The organism is Streptomyces sp. NPDC102467, from assembly GCF_044765445.1.
Classification (GTDB): Bacteria; Actinomycetota; Actinomycetes; order Streptomycetales; family Streptomycetaceae; genus Streptomyces.
In genome coordinates this window covers 59,107-76,264 of sequence record NZ_JBIWKA010000012.1, presented here as the reverse complement: position 1 = coordinate 76,264, position 17,158 = coordinate 59,107, and the positions used below count along the sequence as shown (strand labels likewise).

Here is a 17,158-nt window from a genome sequence, read left to right as displayed (position 1 = left end):
ACGGCCCCGGCCCCCACCCGCTTTCCGTTACGTCACCCGGTCAGCGCGGCGAGCTCCGTGCCGGCCAGGAGGAAACCGCCCACGCCGAAGTCGGCCGTGCTGTCGTACGTGATCGGCTGGCTGGACTCGGGCCGGTCCCCGACCTTCTGGACGTAGCCGAGGAACCCGTCGGGGTGCACAGCCGTGCCGACGAGGCCGTGCCAGGCACGCGCCGCGACGGGCAGCAGCGCCGCCCGGCCGACGAGCCCGGCGCGGATCGCGTACGCGGTGCCGTACAGGAAGAAACTGGTGCCGCTCGTCTCGGGTCCGGGAAGGTGCGCGGGGTCGGCGAGGTTCACGTTCCAGAAGCCGTCGGGGCGCTGGACGGCGGCCACCGCGTTGACCAGGCGGGTGAGCGTGGCGCGGTATTCGGGGACGTCCGGATGTGAGCCCGCCAGCGCCTTCAGGGTTTTGGCGTGGCCGCCCGCGACCCAGCCGTTGCCGCGCGACCACAGGACCGGCTTGCCGGAGGGGGCGACGATGCCGCCGGGCAGAAAGCGTTTGTCGCGGTACCAGAGGCCGGTCGTGTCGTCGTAGAGGCCGGGGCCGCCCTCGGTGTGCTTGGCATGGGCGTAGAGGCGGTGCAGCTTCTGCGCGTACGCGGGATCGCCGCGCAGGGCGCCGAGGCGGGCGAACGGCGGCATCGCCATGTGCAGGGCGTCGTCCCACCACCAGTCGTCGTTCTTGTCGGGCTGGTCGGTGAAGGTCATGCGGTGCAGATTGGCCTCGAGGGCGGTGAGCTTGGCCGCTTCGGGCTCGGCCTCGTACAGGTCGAGGTAGGCCTGGGCCGCGCACTGGTTGTCGGCGTGACGGGTGGTCTCGCCGCCGTTGAGGGCGTAGTCGTGCTGCTCCGCCCAGTTCCGCGCGTAGGCGAGGTAGCGGGCGTCACCGGTCAGGCGACGCAGGGCGAGCAGGCCGCTGAAGAAGGTGGCGTTGGCCCAGAGGTTGTCGCCCGGGTCGGTGTGGGCGCCGATCCAGTGGTCGGCGACGCGGCGCAGGACCGCGACGATCGCGGCGCGGGGCGGCAGCGCGGCAGGGCGCGGGGCGGCGTGAGCGAGGGGGGCGAGCGCGGCCGTCGCCGTGAGGGCGGCGCCGCCGGCGAGGAAGTGGCGTCTGCGCATGTGGGGGCCTTCTCTCGGGTGCGGGTACGGGTTCGGAAGCAGGTACAGGTGCGGGTTCGGGAGCAGGTACGGGTGCGGGTGCAAGTACGAGCCGGGTGCGGTTCAGCCTGTTCCAGTCGTCCGGTGGACGACATCGGAGCTCGGTCCGTGGCGGAACGCCCGGATGCGGTATCGCGCGTGCCGCTCGTCGGGCAGCGTGGTCAGGCCAACGGTGTCGATGTCCGGGCCGACAACGGCGACGACGCGCCAGGCGCCGGCGCCGCGCGGGCGGTCCTCCAGGAGGAAGCCCTGTTCGTCGGTGGAGCGGTCGGACCAGTGGAACTCGATGCCGTCGGCGGCGCGGACGGCGGCCTTGACCTGGTCGGGCGCGGCCGCGGCCGTGCCGGTGGCAGCCGGGTCCGGGTCCGGGCGGCCCGTGGTCCGGGGCCGGGCCCAGGGCCGGTCGTCCTCGCTCTGCCGGTAGCGGGGCAGGTCGACGGCGACGGGCCGGGACGCGAGGCCGTAGTAGGGGCGCAGGCGGTAGTAGAAGGTGGTGTGCGGGATCAGGTCCCGGTGGTGGAAGGTCGTGCGGTCCGGGGGCAGGTACTGGAGCAGGGTGTACGGGCCGTGGGGCGAGGTGGCGAACTCCAGGGCCTGGCCCGCCGCCCGGCTGTCGCCGGTCCGCCAGGTCAGGTCGGTGTCGACGGGCGAGACGCGGGTGGCGGTCAACTCGCTCGCATCCCGCGCCGGCCCGCGTCCGTGGGTGGGCCCGGCACAGCCGGTCGGGCAGATGAGGCACAGCAGAACGAGTGGGAGCCACAGGTGCGGGCGGCGGGCCGGGACCACGGGCGGCCTACTTGTGCCAGAGCGTGACGTTGCTCCAGGTCACCGAGATCGGCCCGGCGCCGCTGCTGGTGCGGTAGGCGCCGAACTTGTCGTAGTAGCTCCCCGAGGCGCTGGAGACGGTGTTGCGCAGCGAGCCGTTGATGTAGGTGCGGTGGGTCCTGCCGACCTCGTTGACGGTGTTCACCCGGACGGTCGCACCGACCGTGGCCGCTCCGGAGTCCACGGTGGCGCCGCCCTCGACGCTGTAGAGGCGGCCGCCGCGTTCGGCGGCGAGCATGAAGAACGGGCCCTGGTCGCCACTGGTGTCGCGGAAGGTCTGCTTCAGGCTGACGCGGCTGCCACCCATTCTGTTGATCTTGAAGTAACCCTCGAACTGGTGGGTGCCGCCGGTGTAGGTGGCGTACCGGCGATCGGCTCTCTGCTCGCCGCTGCCGTCGGAGCAGCTGAGGATGAACGTCAGGCCGTTGACGTCACCGCAGCCGCGCTCCTGGGTCGTGTACGACGGGGAATCGGAGGTCCAGCCGCCGGGCTCGACCTCGGCGTGGGCGTAGGGGGCCGCCATGAGCAGCGCCCCGGTCGCCGCTGTCGTCAAGTAGACGCGTCGCTTCATCGACATGTGTGCCTCACATCCTGTGGGGGGTCAACTCGGCCCGATGGAGCCGCGATTCAGGTCTGTGAACACCGCGTATCAATATGAACCACGGCAGGAGCAGTAAAGGACTAGGCCATGCTCACGTCAAGGCCTGGTTCGCATCCTCGTATGCTCGGGGGCAGGAACGACGAATCGATCTTGGAGCGACGCAGGTGACCCAGGTGGCACGACGGCCGACCCCGACCCGGACGTGGGACCGCTTCGTGGCGTCCGACCCGGGGCTGCTGCGGCTGATGGCCGGACTGCGGACCATCACCGCGATCGGCCTGGCCCTCGCCGTGCTCGGCCTGCTCGGGACCCCCGTCACGTACATGGTGGCGGGCGCGATGGCGGCGATGGTCGGCACGTTCGCGATCCGCGAGAAGACCGTGCGCGGACAGGCGGTCACCCTCGCGTTCAGCCTGCCGGTGGCGCTCACGGCGATGGCGCTCGGCGCCCTGCTGCACAGCCGGGTGATCGCCGGCGACCTGTTCTTCATCGCGCTCATCTTCGGCGCGGTCTACTGTCGCAGATTCGGCGACCGGGGCACGGCGCTCGGGCTCATCGGTTTCCAGGTCTACTTCGTGTCCCTGTTCGTGAACGCGACGGTGGATCAACTGCCGCGCCTCTTCGGTACGTTGGCGATCGCCTTCGCGTGCAGCGCGGCGGCCCGTTTCCTGTTCGTGCCGGAGACACCGCAGCGGGTGCTCGGGCGGCTGCGCGAGGCGTTCCGGGCGCGGCTCGCCCAGCTCGTGACCGCGCAGACCCGGCTCCTCGACGCTCCCCCCGAGGAGCTCGACGGCCTCCTCGACGACCTGCGCCGGAACACGGCGCGGCTGCACGAGACGGCGCTGATGATTCAGGCCCGCCTGGAGGACGGCACCCGGGACGAAGCCACGGCCGCGCTGATCCAGCGCCGTGTCGCGGACGCCGAGGTCGCCGCCGAGCGCCTCGGCATGCTGCTCCTGAACGCCCGCAGCGCCGAGCGCGCCGACACGCTGACGCTGCACCTGCCGGGCGCGCCGGTGCCCGCGGCGGGCGCGCTGCTGCCCCGTGAGGACGAGGCGACGGCCACGCTCCGCCGCGACCTGGGCGCTCTGCACCTGATGGTGGCGCGCCCCGCCGACGCGAACCGGGGCACCGCCGTCGCCCATGTACGCAACCGGCTGCTCGGCTACCGCGACGAGGAGGCCATCCCGCCGGGTGCGACGCTCGCCGCACAGGACGTGTTCCGCGGTATCGGTGAGGCGGCCCGCGCCGTCATGGGTCTCAGGCTCGCCCTCGACGGGCCGCAGGACGAGTCCGACGACTCCCCCGCCACGACGCGTTCGCGCGAGGAGTTCGACGCGGAGGACGTGTCCATAACGGCGGAGAAGGAGGCGCCCGCGAAGGAGGAGGCGGCGGAGCCCACCGGTCTGCGGCGGCCCACGACACGCGCTGCCTTTCAGGTCGCCGTCGGCTCGGCCCTCGCCATCGTCGGTGGCGAGTTCCTGTCCACCCAGCGCTGGTACTGGGCGGTGCTGACCTGCTGGGTCGTCTTCCTGAACACGGCGTCCACGGGTGAGATCGTCGTGAAGGGCTACCGGCGGCTGCTGGGCACGGTGCTCGGTGTCGTCGCGGGTGTGGCGCTGGCCGGGGCCGTGGGCAACCACACCTGGCTCGCGTTCGTGCTCGTCCTGCTGTGCGTGTTCGCGATGTTCTTCACCGCTCCCCTGTCGTACGCGCTGATGTCGTTCTTCGTGACGGCGATGCTGGGCCTGCTGTACACACTCCTGAACACCTACAGCGTCGACGTGCTCGTGCTGCGCATCGAGGAGACGGCGCTGGGCGCGGCGTGCGGCATCTTCGCGGCGATCCTGGTGCTGCCGGTGCGGACCGACCACCGTACCGACGAACTGCTCGGCACCGTTCTGGAGCGGCTCGGAGAGGTCGTGGCGGGCGCGGTGGAACAGCTCAGTGGCGGCCCGGCCATGGACCTCCTCGACAAGGCGCGGGAGCTGGACACGGCGCTCGACGATCTGCGGGCGTCCATCCAGCCGCTGACCCATCCGATCACGCCGCTGCGCGAGCGGCGCCAGACCGCCCGCTACCTGGTGGCGCTCCTGGAGACGTCGGCCTACCACGCGCGGTCGCTGGCGGCGACCGCCGAACTCGTGCCCTACAGCAAGCGGGTCGGCGCCGATCCGCGCCTGGGCCGGGCCGCGCGCCGCATCGCCCACAACATCGACGTGCTCGTCGCGCACGTGACCGAGACGGACACGACGGGCAGCGTCGAATCGGGCGCGAGCATCGCGGCCATGCTGGAGACCGACGGCCTGGGTGTTCCGGCCGCGAACACCGTCACGTTCCGCGTCCTGCGTCACCTGCAGCGTCTCGACGAGGGCATCACGGGTCTGGCCAGGCCGCTGGACGTACCGGTGGGGCCGCGCAAGTAGGCCGCGCGGCTACTGCCCGGCCCACCGCTCGATGGTCGCGGTGGCCGCGTCCCGCTCGTCGGCCGGGAGCGCGGAGATCCGGGCGTTGTGGTTGGAGGCGGGCACCACGTACTTGTACGAGTCGCGCTTGCCGGGGGTGAACTGCTCGGCGCTCCACGGGTCGTTCTGCCCGTACACGAACAGCATGCGCCGCGACTCCGTCCGCACCCATTTGTCGACGCCCTTGACGACGGCGCCGTCGTAGCCGGTGCGCATGTCGGCGGGGAGCACCGAGTTCGGCTGGTAGATGTCCGGGTAGTGGCGCACGCCCTTGAGGTTCTTGAACGCCAGGTCGGCCCAGCCGAGTTGGGCCGCGGCCTGCCGGTAATAGGGGCCGGATCCGTTGGCGCCGAGCGTGGAATCCTCGTAGAGGGAGAGGCCGTGGTCGAGCGACCACTGGTACAGGGCGTCGTCGGAGACGGTCTTCGCGTCGGGCACGGTGGGACAGTTGTCGATCGTGCCGGACTGCCAGAAGTTCCACACCTGGTCGAGGACGGCGAACTCGTAGGCGCGGTCGGTGGTGCCGAGCGTGTTCGTGAAGGTGTAGCCGGCGTCGTCGGCGGTCTTCTCGAACTTGGGCAGGAGCGCGTCCCGCCGTACGAGCATCTCGCGCTGGACGGCGGCGAGCGCGTCGCGGCACTCCTTCGTGCCGACGGTCTTGAAGAAGCGGTCGTACGTACTGTCGTCCTTGTTGTTCGCGTCGTTCGGGGCGACGTAGGCGACGACGCCGTCGTAGTCCTGGGGGTAGAAGCGGTAGTGGTAGGTGGCGGTCATGCCGCCCTTGCTGCCACCGGTGGCGAGCCACTTCGAGGACTTCTCGTACAGCGGTCTGACGGCCCGCACGATGGCGTGTTCGTCGGCGGCCTCCTGCTGGACGGTCATCTTCTGCCACGGGGTGGCGCCGGCCGGCACGGACGGACCGAAGAAACGGTGCTCGACGCTGAGCTGGTTGGCGTCGAGGATCGTGGTGGGTTCGCGGGTGGCCGAGGACAGTCCGTAGCCGCCGGTGTAGAGGACGACCGGCTTCGCCGTCGACTTGTGCCAGAGCGTGAACCGCTGCTGGAAGGTGCCCGCCCGGGGCCTGTCGTGATCGATCGGCTGGGTGATCGACAGGGAGACGAGCGGGAAGCCTTCCTTGTCCGTGACGCCGGTGACGGTGACGCCGGGTATCGCGCGCAGCTGGTCCTCGAAGTTCGCGGACGAGGCGGACGCAGTGGTCGAGGCGGTCGCCGGTGCCGCGGTGACGGCCAGGGCTCCTGCCGTGAGGGCGGCGGACAACAGCAGCGTGGGCAGGGTGCGCAGACGCACGAAGGCCTCCCGGGTCGGGGCGGATCAGGGGGAACGGTGAGGTGGATCACCGTTCGGTGCCCGAGACCTTAGCCCGCGGCGCCTGCCGGGGAGTTGGGGTTCGCGTCTTACTGTCCTGTTACTGTCCGGCCGACCGACCCGCGGGAGCCCGGTGACGGCAAAAGCCGGGGCCCCCGCCTCTGTGGCGGGGGCCCCGGCTGCGTTCGGGATCGATCAGAGCTGGCCGGACGCGGAGATCGTGATCTTGGCCGAGGTGGCACCGCTGCGCGAGCCGAGGGACTCGATCTTCTTCACGAGCTCCAGGCTCGTCTCGTCCGCGACCTCGCCGAAGACGACGTGCTTGCCGTCGAGCCAGTCGGTGACGATGGTCGTGATGAAGAACTGCGAGCCGTTGGTGTTCGGGCCCGCGTTGGCCATCGAGAGCAGGCCCGGCTTGGTGTGCTTGAGCGTGAAGTTCTCGTCGGCGAACTTGTCGCCGTAGATGCTCTTGCCGCCCGTGCCGTTACCGGCGGTGAAGTCGCCGCCCTGCAGCATGAACTGCGGGATGACGCGGTGGAAGGACGAGCCGGCGTAGCCGAAGCCCTGCTCGCCCGTGCACAGCGCGCGGAAGTTCTCCGCGGTCTTCGGGACGACGTCCTCGAAGAGGTTGAACGTGATCCGCCCGGCGGGCTCGTCGTTGATCGTGATGTCGAAGTAGGTCTTGATTGCCATGCCGCAATCCTTGCATCACGGCCCCCGGATCGCCGACTCGGCCCGGCTGCTCGGCCGAATCCGCACGTTCCGTTACCAGGCGCTTGCACAACGCGACATGTTCCTCACGCCCGCGTGCTGGCAGACGGCGAGCCGGTCCCGGGCCTTGTACTCCGTCGCGCAGCGGGCGCGTCCGTACCGGTCGAGGCGGGCCCGCCAGAGCTGGTGGAGCCTGCCGGGCGCAGCGGCGTAGGTGAGCAGTTTCTCTCCCTGAGCATCATGGGCATCGCGAGTGATTGATCTGCATGGCGGCGCTGATCCAGATCGGCAAGGTGCCGGTGGCCACGGTGCGGGAGGTGCTCGGGCACGCTGCCGCAGCCGCCGGAGGCCCCGGCCGACGATAGTTACCGCGCGCTGATCAGCACCGTCGCGACCGTCGCCCGGATCGGCTACCCCTTCGATCCCGAGATGCTCATTGTCTTCGCGCGGCACATGGAGGAGACGGCACGGCTCGACATGGACCAGCTCGACGCGTACGAAGGCGACACCGCGAAGGCCGAGGCGGCCGTGGCGGCGGCCGTGCTCCTCGATCCGGTGCTCCTGGCGCTGCGCCACCTCGCACAGGAGGAGCATTCGACGCGTCGATACGGCTTGTGAGGGCGATGTGCGCGCTGCCTACGATGGCGCCCTGGCCCCGGACTCTCGGCGGTGGCCATGGACCGGGAGGGACCAGGAATGATCATCTTCGGCACGCGGGGCTACGCCTTCCAGCTGGCGATACTCACATTCGTCTGCGGCAACTGCGGGAACCCCTCAGCTCACACGCTGCGCAAGTACGTCACGAAGTTCACGCTGTTCTTCGTCCCGCTGTTCCCGATCTCGACGAAGTTCCGTACGCAGTGCACGTTCTGCGGCATCGAGCACCAAGTACCCAAGGAGCACGCCGAGGCGATGCTCGCGCAGCCCGCCGCACCGCAGGGTGGCGCCGCGCAGCAGCCCCACCATCACCAGGGCTGAAGCTCCGGCGGGGCCTACGCCGCCACGACATGAGAAGGCCCCGACGCCTCACAAGGGGGGGAGAGGAGGCGGCGGGGCCACAGGCTCGAGCGCCCGGGGGGGTGGGCTGCTTGAGCTGCTCTCCCTGCTGGTGCCCGGGATCCGCCGAGGCATGCATGCCTTATGCCAACTTTCTTTGGGGAGTTCGCCGGAATACCCCTCGCTTCGCCCTGACGCCCGGTGACGGCTCGGCGATCCACGGGTCCCGCTGCGAGGAAGTCAGCCGTCACAAGCCGGCCGACGATGGCTGAAATCTTTCGTTCGTCAGAGGGGTGAGGCGGTCGGGGACGGAGATCCTGGCTGTCGTACGGGGCGCGCGGACCCGTGAACAGCGCCCCGGAACTCCGTATTTCCTTGACCCAGGGGGATCGTTCCCGCGCTAGCACAATCCGGCCAGGTGACAGCGAGTTCACGACGAAGTTGCCGGTGAGGCGTACTGCCCTACTTGTCCGGCCTTCCGGGCGCGCGGCATGGCTAGCATGAACGTTCAAGCGGTCCGGAAGATCAGCGTCCCCTTCGATGCCCGCTGACCGGATCCGCGGCCGACACGACTGGTCGGCTCATCGCTTCCCGCACTCAAGGACCGAGGGACCCGCGGAATGTCAGTGCCTGCACCCCCCAGCCCGCACGCGATGGCCAAGGCAGGGCGCTCCTCGCTCGGCGCGGCGCTCGCCGTGCTCGTGGTGGCGGCTGCCGCCGCCGGCGCGGCGGCGGCGCTCGCCCCGTCGGCCGCCCGCACCTGGGCCGTGTGGACGGCCGTGATCGCGTGGGCGTGCCTGGCCCTCGCCGTCATGACGGGCGCCGTCATGGTCGGCCGCGCCCGGCGCACCGCCGCCCGCGCCCGGCAGGAACTGGCCCAGGCCCAGGGCCGGTTGACGCAGCAGTCGGCGGAGGCGGCGCAGCTGGTGAACGTGACGCTGCCCGGCATCGTGCGACAACTGCGCGAGACGGCGAGCGCGGGTCCGTCGACGGCACCGTCCGACCCCCTGCTGCGCCGCATCATGGAGGAGTTCACGGCGACCGTCGAGGCCTCGGTGCGGGAAGCCGTGCACGCCGCGGCGGAGCGCGACGCGGCCCGGGGCGAACTGGAGCGCGGCGCCAAGCAGATGGAACGCCTCAACGCCGAAACCCTCCCCGCCGCCGTGGCTCGGCTGCGCGAGGGCTCGTCCGCCGATACCGTCCTCGCGGAACTGCCCTGGCCCGAGAGCCCCTTGCTGAGGCTTCCCGCCGAGGGGTTCGTCCGCGAACTCGCGCTCAGCGAACGGCGCGCGGCCGCCGCCCAGGCCGCCTCGGCCAAGGCGCTCAGCCGGGTCCAGGCGAAGTCCGTGAGCATGCTGGCCGACCTGCGCGGCATGCAGGAACGGCACAGCGAAGAGGTCTTCGGTGATCTCCTGCGCCTGGATCACTCGACGTCCCAGCTCGGCCTGATGACCGACCGCCTCGCTCTCCTCATGGGCGGCCGTTCCAGCCGCGCCTGGAACAAGCCGATCGTGATGGAGAGCGTGCTGCGCGGCGCCGTCGGCCGGATCGCCGCCTACCAGCGGGTGCGGCTGCACTGCGCCACGGACGCGGCGATCGCCGGGTTCGCGGCCGAGGGCGTGATGCACCTGCTGGCCGAGCTGATGGACAACGCCGCCAACTTCTCGCCGCCCATCGACGAGGTGCACGTCTACGTCGAGGAGCGCTCCGCCGGGCTCGTCGTCACCATCGAGGACAGCGGCCTGAAGATGGCCTCCGCGGCCATGCGCCGCGCGGAGCAGGCGGTGTCCGGGCAGGTCACCGACCTGGCCTCGCTGCAGGGCACCCGGCTGGGACTCGCCGTCGTCGGCCGGCTCGCCGCGAAGTACCGCATCGACGTGAACTACCGCCCGTCCTCGCGCGGCGGCACCGGCGTCGTGGTCCTGCTGCCGCCCCAGCTCCTCGCCCAGCAGCGGGACATCGTGCAGTCCCTGCCGGTCCCCGCGCCGCGCCCGGAGCCGGCTCCGGCACCTGCTCAGGCGGAGGCGCCCGCCCAGGCGCCCGCCTCCGCGCCTGCCGAGATGCACGAGCGGGCCGAGCCCGCCGAGCCCGGCCTGCCCCAGCCCGCTCCTTCGTCGGAGGCCACCCCGAACGGGCTGCCGGTGCGCCCGCCGGGCCGCACCATGGCCGCTGCCGAACAGCTCCGCGAGCGACCTGCCGCCGCGCCCCGGCCCGCTCAGCCCGGCCGGGACGCGGGCTCCCGCTTCGGCGCCTTCCACCGCGGCCGCAAGGCCAGGGACGACGACCGGCCCGAGTAGGCCGTGGCACGTCCCGAGGATCCCCGACCCCCGCTCAACACCGTGAGATTGGAGGCACGGGCGGTGTCCGGCAGCGCCGGACGAATCCCCGCCCGACCCCACCATGCAGACCACTGACACCAGTCTGACCTGGCTCCTGGAGAGCCTGCTGGAGCGCACCCCCGGCACTCGTCACGCCCTCGTCCTGTCCCGGGACGGGCTGAAGTTGTGCTGGAGCGAGCACCTGACGCTCGACCAGGCGGACCAGCTCGCGGCGATCTGCTCCGGCATCCAGGCCCTCGCGCAGGGCGCGTCGGTGGAGTTCGGCGACGGGTCCGGCGGCGTACGGCATTCCATGACCGAGTTCCACGGCGGGCTGCTCTTCATCGTGGACGCGGGCGAGGGCGCTCACCTGGCGGTCGTCGCGAACGAGGACGCCGATCCGGGTGTGGTCGGCCACCAGATGACGGAGCTGGTGGAGCAGATCGGGGAGCACCTGCGGGCCGCGCCGCGCCAGTCGCCCGCCGGGGGCGGCGCCTCGTGACGCGCCGGCCGGTGGACACCGGCGATCCGGACCGGCTCTACACCGTCACCGGCGGCCGCAGCCGCACCGACGACACCTCGTTCGACCTGGTGACGCTGATCGTCAGCGAGTGCGAGCCGGTCGCGGGGATGCAGTCCGAGCACGTACGGATCCTCGAACTGTGCCGGCAGCCGGCGGCCCTCGTGGAGGTCGCCGCCGAGCTGAAGCTGCCGATCACCGTCGTGCGGATCCTGCTCGGTGATCTGCTGGCCGGCGGCAAGATCACGGCACGCCATCCGCGCTCGGCCGCCGCCGTCGCGGAACTCCCCGATTCCGACCTTCTCAAGGAGGTGCTCCATGGGCTCCGCAACCTCTGAACTGCCCGCACGCACGCCGCTCGGCGCCCTCGCGGACACCGGCCTGAAGATCGTCGTGGTCGGCGGGTTCGGGGTCGGCAAGACCACCCTCGTCCGCTCCGTCAGCGAGATCCGGCCACTCAACACCGAAGAGGTGATGACGCAGGCCGGAGTGGGCGTCGACGAGACGACGGGCGTGGCGGCGAAGACGACGACCACGGTCGCCTTCGACTTCGGCCGTATCAGCCTCAACGACCGCATGGTGCTGTACTTGTTCGGCGCGCCGGGCCAGGAGCGGTTCTGGTTCCTGTGGGACCGGCTCTTCTCCGGGACACTGGGGGCGGTCGTCCTCGTCGACACGCGCCGGATGAACGACTCCTGGTACGCGATCGACCGCCTGGAGCACCACGGCACGCCGTTCGTGGTGGCGGTCAACCGGTTCGACGACGAGCCCGTGCGCCACTCGCTCGACGAGATCCGGCAGGCCCTCGCGCTGCCGGAGCACGTGCCGATGGTCGACTGCGACGCCCGCGTCAGATCGTCCGGCAAGGACGTCCTGATCACCCTCGTGGACCACCTCTACTCAATGGCCATGGCCCAGGAGACGACACCGTGACCGAGCAGAGCCCGACTCCCCCGGCCGGCTGCCCCGCGCACGCGGGTGCGGTCCCGCTCAGCGGCCTGGAGTACCAGCAGACGCCTTCGCAGCTGTACCGCTCGCTGCGCCGGGACCACGGCACGGTCGCGCCGGTGCTGCTCGACGGCGACATCCCCGCGTGGCTGGTTCTCGGCTACTCCGAGGTCAGCTACGTGACGGCGCACGACGAGCTGTTCGCGCGGGACTCGCGGCGCTGGAACCAGTGGGAGCACATCCCCGAGGACTGGCCGCTGCTGCCGTTCGTCGGCTATCAGCCCTCGGTGCTGTTCGCGGAGGGCGCGGAGCACCAGCGGCGGGCGGGGGTGATCACGCACGCGCTGGAGCAGGTCGACCAGTTCGAGCTGGCCCGTGACTGCGGGCTGATCGCCGACCGGCTGATCTCCGGGTTCGCGGGCAGCGGTCAGGCCGAGCTGATGGACGCGTTCGCGCACGCCCTGGCGATGATCGCGGCGGTCCAGATGTGCGGGATGCCCCACTCGGGCACGGACACCCAGGACCTGGTGGACGACCTGAAGATCTCGCTGGACGCGGCCGAGGGCGACGACCCGGTGGCCGCGTACGTGCGCGTCGGCGAGCGGATCCAGAAGCTGGTCAAGGAGAAGCGGGAGCGGCCCGGCGCCGACGTCACCTCCCGGATGATCCAGGACCCGGCGGGTCTGACCGACGAGGAGATCGTGCAGGACCTGATCTCGGTGATCGCCGCGGCCCAGCAGCCGACGGCGAACTGGATCTGCAACACCCTGCGCCTGCTGCTGACGGACGAGCGGTTCGCCCTGAACGTGTCGGGCGGTCGGCTCAGTGTCGGCGAGGCGCTGAACGAGGTGCTGTGGCTCGACACGCCGACGCAGAACTTCATCGGCCGCTGGGCGGTGCGCGACACGCAGCTGGGCGGTCGGCAGATCCGGGCGGGCGACTGCCTGGTGCTGGGGCTGGCGGCCGCGAACACGGACCCGCAGATCTGGCCGGAGTCCCATGTGGGTGCGGAGAACGCGGCGCACCTGTCGTTCAGCAACGGCGAGCACCGCTGCCCCTACCCCGCTCCCCTGCTGGCCGACGTGATCGCGCGCACGGCCGTGGAGACGCTGCTGGACCGGCTGCCCGACCTCGTCCTGGCCGTGGACCCGGCGGAGCTGAAGTGGCGCCCGTCGATCTGGATGCGCGGCCTCACGTCGCTGCCGGTCAGTTTCACGCCCGTCGTGCAGTGAAGGGCTGTGCACCCGCCGCGCGGGTGCACAGCCCCCTTCAGTAGTCGGAGTTCATGGCGGCGCGCACGTCCTTCAAGGTCGCCTCGGCGATCGCATCGGCCCGCTCGTTGCCCGCTCGCAGGACGTCCCTGACCAGGCGGCGGTCCTGGGCGTAGGCGGCGCGGCGGGCGCGGATGGGAGCCAGGTACGCGTTGACGGCCTCGGTGACGCGCCGCTTGAGGGCGGCTGCGCCGCCGGCGCCGATCTCCTCGGCCACCTGCCGCGGGTCGCCGCCCTCGCAGAGCGCGGCGAGCAAAACGAGCGAGGAGACCTCGGGGCGGGCAGCCGGGTCGTACGTGATGTGGCGCTCGGCGTCGGTCTTGGCGCCGCGGACGAGCCGGGCGGTCTCGTCGGCGTCGGCGGACAGGGCGATGGCGTTGCCGCGGCTCTTGCTCATCTTCGTGCCGTCCGTGCCGAGCAGCAGCGGCGCTGCGGACAGCAGTGCCTCGGGCAACGGGAAGACCGGATTCCCGGCGCCGTAGCGCTCGTTGAAGCGGCGGGCGACGGTGCGGGTGACCTCCAGGTGGGGCAGCTGGTCCTGGCCGACCGGCACGAGGTTCGCCTTGCAGAAGAGGATGTCGGCGGCCTGGTGCACGGGGTAGGTGAACATCAGGCCGCTGACGGCCGCCTGCCGGGAGTGGGCGATCTCGTCCTTCACCGTGGGGTTGCGGTTGAGCTCGGCCACGGAGACGAGACTGAGGAACGGCAGCAACAGCTGGTTGAGCGCGGGTACGGCGCTGTGCGCGAAGATCGTGGACCGGTCCGGGTCGATGCCGATGGCGAGATGGTCGAGGACCAGTTCCTCGACGTGCTCGGTGAGGTTCTCGGCGACATCGCGGTCGGTGAGGACCTGGTAGTCGGCCACGAGGACGAACGTCTCGACGCCGAGGTCCTGGAGTCTGACGCGGTTGTGCAGGGTGCCGAAGTAGTGGCCGAGATGGAGCCGTCCGGTGGGGCGGTCGCCCGTAAGGACCCGGAAGCGGCCCGGCTCCTTGAGGATCAGCTTCTCCAGCTCGGCGCTGCGTGTCCGCGCGGCGGAGGTGCCCAGGGTGTCGATGGTGGTGCTCATGATCTCTCCCAGTGGTCATGCGCGCCCTCGGGACGGCATGACTTCCAGGGGAAGAGGAAAGGGCCGTCCGGGGACGGCCCTTGTTCGTACATGGCTGCGGCCGCCTCTAAGTGAGGCGCCACCAGCTCGAACACGAGAAACGAAGCATGCTACGAGCCTAGCACCGCGGCCCGTCGCACCGCTCAGGCCCGCGTCGGGGTGAACACCACCGGCAGCGACTGCGGTCCGCGGGTGAACACGCCCTCCTCCACGGGGTCGAAGCCGTCGGCGAGGCGGACGTCCGGCATGGCGTCGAGCAGCTGGTTCACCCCGATCTCCACTTCCGCCTTGGCGAGCAGCGCGCCGACGCAGAAGTGCCGGCCGAGGGCGAAGGCGAGGTGGTCCGCGGCGGCGGAGAACGCCGTCGTGGCCGTCAGGTCGCCGCGGAAGAGGTCGAAGCGGTCGGGGTCCTTGTAGCGGTCCTCGTCGCGGTTGGCGGCGCCGATGAGGCAGGTGACGGTCGCCCCGGCCGGAATGGTCCCTCCCGATACCTCTACGTCGACCGCGGCCTGACGCATGATCATGTGGACGGGCGGCGTGTAGCGCAGCGTCTCGGCGAAGGCCCGCGGGATCAGTGAGCGGTCCTCGCGCACGGCGGCCAACTGCTCCGGGTTCACCAGCAGGTTGGCGAAGATGCTGGCGATGGCCTTGTCGGTGGTCTCGCCGCCGGCGGCGAGCAGCAGACTGCAGAACGCCTTGATGTCCTCGTCGCTCATCCGTACGCCGTCGACCTCGGCGGCGCACAGCGTCGAGAGCAGGTCGTCGCCGAGGTTCTCGCGGCGCGCCTGGATGATCGGGATCATGTACTCGGCGAACTCGACGCGGGTGCGCTCCCCCGCCGCCGCGACCTCCTGGTCCCCCGCCAGGTTCCCGAGGAAGGCGATGACGGCGGTGTACCAGCCGTGGAAGCGCGCGTGGTCGGCCTTGTCGAGACCGAGCATGTCCGCGATGACGTTGACCGGGAAGCGGGTGGCGTAGTCGGCGACGATGTCGGCGGAGCCGGTGGCGCGGAAGGTGTCTATCAGCGCGCGGGAGTTGCTCTCGATGACCGGCAGGAACTTCTCCTGCAGATCGCTGCCGCGGAAGGCCGGGGCGACCAGCGCGCGGCGCACCGAGTGCTCCCTGCCGCTGAGCTGGAGGATCGTCTTGCCGTGGACGGGCTCCAGCTGCCAGTCGTAGTTGTCGGTGGTGAACTGCGTTTTTTTGTCCTTGAAGACGCGTTCCACATCGGCGTACCGCGAGACGATCCAGCTCTGTGTCGGTTCGTGCCAGAAGAGGGGCGCGGACTCACGCATCGCGCGGTACGCGGGGTACGGGTTCGCGGCGAACTCCGGCGAAAGGATGTCGGGGACCTGCGCGGTGGACATGGTGCTCCCTGAGTGGGTGACGGACGATCCGCCCTCAAGGTTATTGATCACCCGTCACCCGGAACAGCCCCCTCCACCCCGACAGTTGAGAACTGCACGAAAAGCATGGCCGAGAACGGCCATCTCCCCTGGCCGATGTCAGCCGTTGGGCAGGATCACCGCACGCCCGTTGATCTTGCCGTCGTGCAGCCGCTCGTACGCGAGGGGCGCGTCGTCGAGCGAGTACGTCTCGGTGTGCACGGAGACGGCCCCGGCGCGGGCGAGGTCGAGGACCTCGATGAGCTCGCCGCGGCTGCCCCAGTACGGGGCGGTGACGCTGACCTCGAAGTTCTGCTGCCCGAAGCCGACCGGCAGCGTGCCGCCGCCGATGCCGACGATGGTGACGTCGCCCTCGATGGCGGCGACGGCGCCGGCGGTCTCGACGGTGGGCTGGACGCCGACGAAGTCGAAGACGGCCTCGGCGCCGCGTCCGCCGGTCAGCTCCTTGACCTTCCCAGCGGCCTCGGCGTTCGACAGGATCGCCTCGTGCGCGCCGACGGTACGGGCGAGGGCGAGCTTGTCCTCGGAGACGTCGAGGGCGATGACACGGGCCGCGGTCATGGCGCGCAGCAGCTGGATGGCGACGTGGCCGAGGCCACCCGTGCCGATGACGACGGCGGTCGAGCCGGGCACGAGCTTGGGCAGCGAGCGCTTGATGGCGTGGTACGGGGTGAGGCCCGCGTCGGTCAGCGGAACGGTGGCGACGGGGTCGAGGCCGTTGATCGGCACGAGGTGCCGCGAGTCGTCGACGATCATGTATTCGGCCATGGAGCCGGGGGCGCCGAGTCCGGGCGGGCGGATGCCGAGCTCGTCGGCGCGCAGGCAGTAGTTCTCCTTGCCCTGCGCACAGGCGGCACAGGTGCCGCAGCCCCAGGGCCCGTAGACGGCGACGGAGTCACCCTCCTCGATGCCGCTCACGCCCGCACCCAGCCCGGCGACGGTGCCGACGCCCTCGTGGCCGAGGGTCAGCGGCAGCTCGTACGGGAAGCCCTCCGCGGGCCAGCTCATCACCGCGATGTCGGAGTGGCAGACGCCGGCGGCGGTGACCTTCAGGAGGACCTCTCCGGGGCCGGGCTCCGGATCGGGAACGGTGACGACCTCGGGTGCTGCCCCGACGGTCCGGTACTGAAGTGCCTTCATGGCTCGACTCCTTCGTCGCTCTCGCGGACCCCCGCGACTCCACCGTAACTCGCTCGCGTCCCAATGGGACACATGTCTCGACGGGACATTCGTCAGAAGACAAAAAGGACCCCGACCGTACGGGGGAGAACGGTCGGGGCCTTGGTTCAAAGTTTAACAGCGAACCAACCGTGCTCCGTACGCCACTCCCGTTCCGGCCGCGTGAGGTAGAACACATCACCTCAACAGCCGCATTTGCCACACCCTGCGACGTTCACAAGGTGCCAAAGACCGGCAATCCCCGCCACTCGGGCGTGGCGCGTGACGGGGGGACGCAGCGGCACT

At 70.8% G+C, this 17,158-nt stretch carries 16 protein-coding genes; 8 read left to right on the top strand and 8 right to left on the bottom strand.

What is annotated here, in order from left to right:
• Window positions 1-32: 32 nt before the first annotated feature.
• The 3 genes from ACIREE_RS25170 to ACIREE_RS25160 all read right to left on the bottom strand — a co-directional run bounded on the left by ACIREE_RS25170 (window position 33) and on the right by ACIREE_RS25160 (window position 2,601).
• Window positions 33-1,160 (bottom strand): glycoside hydrolase family 88 protein, encoded by a 1,128-nt coding sequence (locus ACIREE_RS25170; RefSeq protein WP_404156271.1) that lies wholly within the window; start codon window positions 1,158-1,160, stop codon window positions 33-35.
• Between the two features lie 102 nt (window positions 1,161-1,262).
• Window positions 1,263-1,868: a fibronectin type III domain-containing protein gene (locus ACIREE_RS25165; RefSeq protein ID WP_404156268.1), complete on the bottom strand. Its 606-nt coding sequence runs from the start codon at window positions 1,866-1,868 to the stop codon at window positions 1,263-1,265.
• A 124-nt stretch (window positions 1,869-1,992) separates the two neighbouring features.
• Window positions 1,993-2,601: a hypothetical protein gene (locus ACIREE_RS25160; protein WP_404156265.1), complete on the bottom strand. Its 609-nt coding sequence runs from the start codon at window positions 2,599-2,601 to the stop codon at window positions 1,993-1,995.
• Between the two features lie 269 nt (window positions 2,602-2,870).
• Here ACIREE_RS25160 and ACIREE_RS25155 point away from each other — a divergent pair, with 269 nt between their 5' ends.
• Window positions 2,871-5,051, top strand: coding sequence for an FUSC family protein (locus tag ACIREE_RS25155; RefSeq protein WP_404156929.1), 2,181 nt, complete (start codon window positions 2,871-2,873; stop codon window positions 5,049-5,051).
• Window positions 5,052-5,060: 9 nt separating this feature from the next.
• Here ACIREE_RS25155 and ACIREE_RS25150 read toward each other — a convergent pair whose 3' ends face one another.
• Together ACIREE_RS25150 and ACIREE_RS25145 are read right to left on the bottom strand one after the other, a co-directional pair.
• Window positions 5,061-6,398 carry a S28 family serine protease gene (locus tag ACIREE_RS25150; protein WP_404156263.1) on the bottom strand — a complete coding sequence of 446 codons (1,338 nt, stop codon included), beginning with the start codon at window positions 6,396-6,398 and terminating at the stop codon, window positions 5,061-5,063.
• 213 nt (window positions 6,399-6,611) lie between these two features.
• Window positions 6,612-7,109, bottom strand: coding sequence for a peptidylprolyl isomerase (locus ACIREE_RS25145; protein WP_404156260.1), 498 nt, complete (start codon window positions 7,107-7,109; stop codon window positions 6,612-6,614).
• A gap of 447 nt (window positions 7,110-7,556) precedes the next feature.
• Between ACIREE_RS25145 and ACIREE_RS25140 the strand changes: the two genes are divergently transcribed.
• The 7 genes from ACIREE_RS25140 to ACIREE_RS25110 all read left to right on the top strand — a co-directional run bounded on the left by ACIREE_RS25140 (window position 7,557) and on the right by ACIREE_RS25110 (window position 13,141).
• On the top strand, window positions 7,557-7,745 hold the full coding sequence (locus tag ACIREE_RS25140; RefSeq protein ID WP_404156257.1) for a hypothetical protein: 189 nt from the start codon (window positions 7,557-7,559) through the stop codon (window positions 7,743-7,745).
• A gap of 78 nt (window positions 7,746-7,823) precedes the next feature.
• On the top strand, window positions 7,824-8,105 hold the full coding sequence (locus ACIREE_RS25135; protein WP_404156254.1) for a zinc-ribbon domain-containing protein: 282 nt from the start codon (window positions 7,824-7,826) through the stop codon (window positions 8,103-8,105).
• A gap of 638 nt (window positions 8,106-8,743) precedes the next feature.
• The gene (locus ACIREE_RS25130; protein WP_404156251.1) at window positions 8,744-10,420 is read left to right on the top strand and encodes a sensor histidine kinase; all 1,677 of its coding nucleotides are present in this window, start codon (window positions 8,744-8,746) and stop codon (window positions 10,418-10,420) included.
• Between the two features lie 103 nt (window positions 10,421-10,523).
• Window positions 10,524-10,943: a roadblock/LC7 domain-containing protein gene (locus ACIREE_RS25125; protein ID WP_404156248.1), complete on the top strand. Its 420-nt coding sequence runs from the start codon at window positions 10,524-10,526 to the stop codon at window positions 10,941-10,943.
• Complete coding sequence (locus tag ACIREE_RS25120; protein WP_404156245.1) at window positions 10,940-11,299, top strand: DUF742 domain-containing protein; 360 nt, start codon at window positions 10,940-10,942, stop codon at window positions 11,297-11,299. Before ACIREE_RS25125 ends, ACIREE_RS25120 begins: the two co-directional genes overlap by 4 nt.
• Window positions 11,280-11,894: a GTP-binding protein gene (locus tag ACIREE_RS25115; RefSeq protein WP_404156242.1), complete on the top strand. Its 615-nt coding sequence runs from the start codon at window positions 11,280-11,282 to the stop codon at window positions 11,892-11,894. The genes ACIREE_RS25120 and ACIREE_RS25115 overlap by 20 nt, the downstream gene beginning before the upstream one ends.
• Complete coding sequence (locus ACIREE_RS25110; RefSeq protein WP_404156239.1) at window positions 11,891-13,141, top strand: cytochrome P450; 1,251 nt, start codon at window positions 11,891-11,893, stop codon at window positions 13,139-13,141. Before ACIREE_RS25115 ends, ACIREE_RS25110 begins: the two co-directional genes overlap by 4 nt.
• 37 nt (window positions 13,142-13,178) lie before the next feature.
• Here the strand turns inward: ACIREE_RS25110 and trpS are convergent, their stop codons facing one another.
• From trpS to ACIREE_RS25095, 3 genes are all read right to left on the bottom strand, one after another.
• Complete coding sequence (gene trpS, locus ACIREE_RS25105; RefSeq protein ID WP_404156236.1) at window positions 13,179-14,249, bottom strand: tryptophan--tRNA ligase; 1,071 nt, start codon at window positions 14,247-14,249, stop codon at window positions 13,179-13,181.
• Between the two features lie 182 nt (window positions 14,250-14,431).
• Window positions 14,432-15,655, bottom strand: a complete 1,224-nt coding sequence (locus tag ACIREE_RS25100; RefSeq protein ID WP_404156233.1) for a cytochrome P450 — start codon at window positions 15,653-15,655, stop codon at window positions 14,432-14,434.
• Window positions 15,656-15,793: 138 nt separating this feature from the next.
• Window positions 15,794-16,834, bottom strand: a complete 1,041-nt coding sequence (locus ACIREE_RS25095) for an NAD(P)-dependent alcohol dehydrogenase (RefSeq protein WP_404156230.1) — start codon at window positions 16,832-16,834, stop codon at window positions 15,794-15,796.
• Window positions 16,835-17,158 lie beyond the last annotated feature (324 nt).

Coding starts and splice junctions, on each gene's coding strand:
- ACIREE_RS25170 (WP_404156271.1), bottom strand. CDS start 1,160: ATGCGCAGACGCCACTTCCTCGCCGGCGGCGCCGCCCTCACGGCGACG.
- ACIREE_RS25160 (WP_404156265.1), bottom strand. CDS start 2,601: ATGTCGATGAAGCGACGCGTCTACTTGACGACAGCGGCGACCGGGGCG.
- ACIREE_RS25155 (WP_404156929.1), top strand. CDS start 2,871: ATGGCCGGACTGCGGACCATCACCGCGATCGGCCTGGCCCTCGCCGTG.
- ACIREE_RS25145 (WP_404156260.1), bottom strand. CDS start 7,109: ATGGCAATCAAGACCTACTTCGACATCACGATCAACGACGAGCCCGCC.
- ACIREE_RS25140 (WP_404156257.1), top strand. CDS start 7,557: ATGCTCATTGTCTTCGCGCGGCACATGGAGGAGACGGCACGGCTCGAC.
- ACIREE_RS25135 (WP_404156254.1), top strand. CDS start 7,824: ATGATCATCTTCGGCACGCGGGGCTACGCCTTCCAGCTGGCGATACTC.
- ACIREE_RS25130 (WP_404156251.1), top strand. CDS start 8,744: ATGTCAGTGCCTGCACCCCCCAGCCCGCACGCGATGGCCAAGGCAGGG.
- ACIREE_RS25125 (WP_404156248.1), top strand. CDS start 10,524: ATGCAGACCACTGACACCAGTCTGACCTGGCTCCTGGAGAGCCTGCTG.
- ACIREE_RS25115 (WP_404156242.1), top strand. CDS start 11,280: ATGGGCTCCGCAACCTCTGAACTGCCCGCACGCACGCCGCTCGGCGCC.
- trpS (WP_404156236.1), bottom strand. CDS start 14,249: ATGAGCACCACCATCGACACCCTGGGCACCTCCGCCGCGCGGACACGC.
- ACIREE_RS25100 (WP_404156233.1), bottom strand. CDS start 15,655: ATGTCCACCGCGCAGGTCCCCGACATCCTTTCGCCGGAGTTCGCCGCG.
- ACIREE_RS25095 (WP_404156230.1), bottom strand. CDS start 16,834: ATGAAGGCACTTCAGTACCGGACCGTCGGGGCAGCACCCGAGGTCGTC.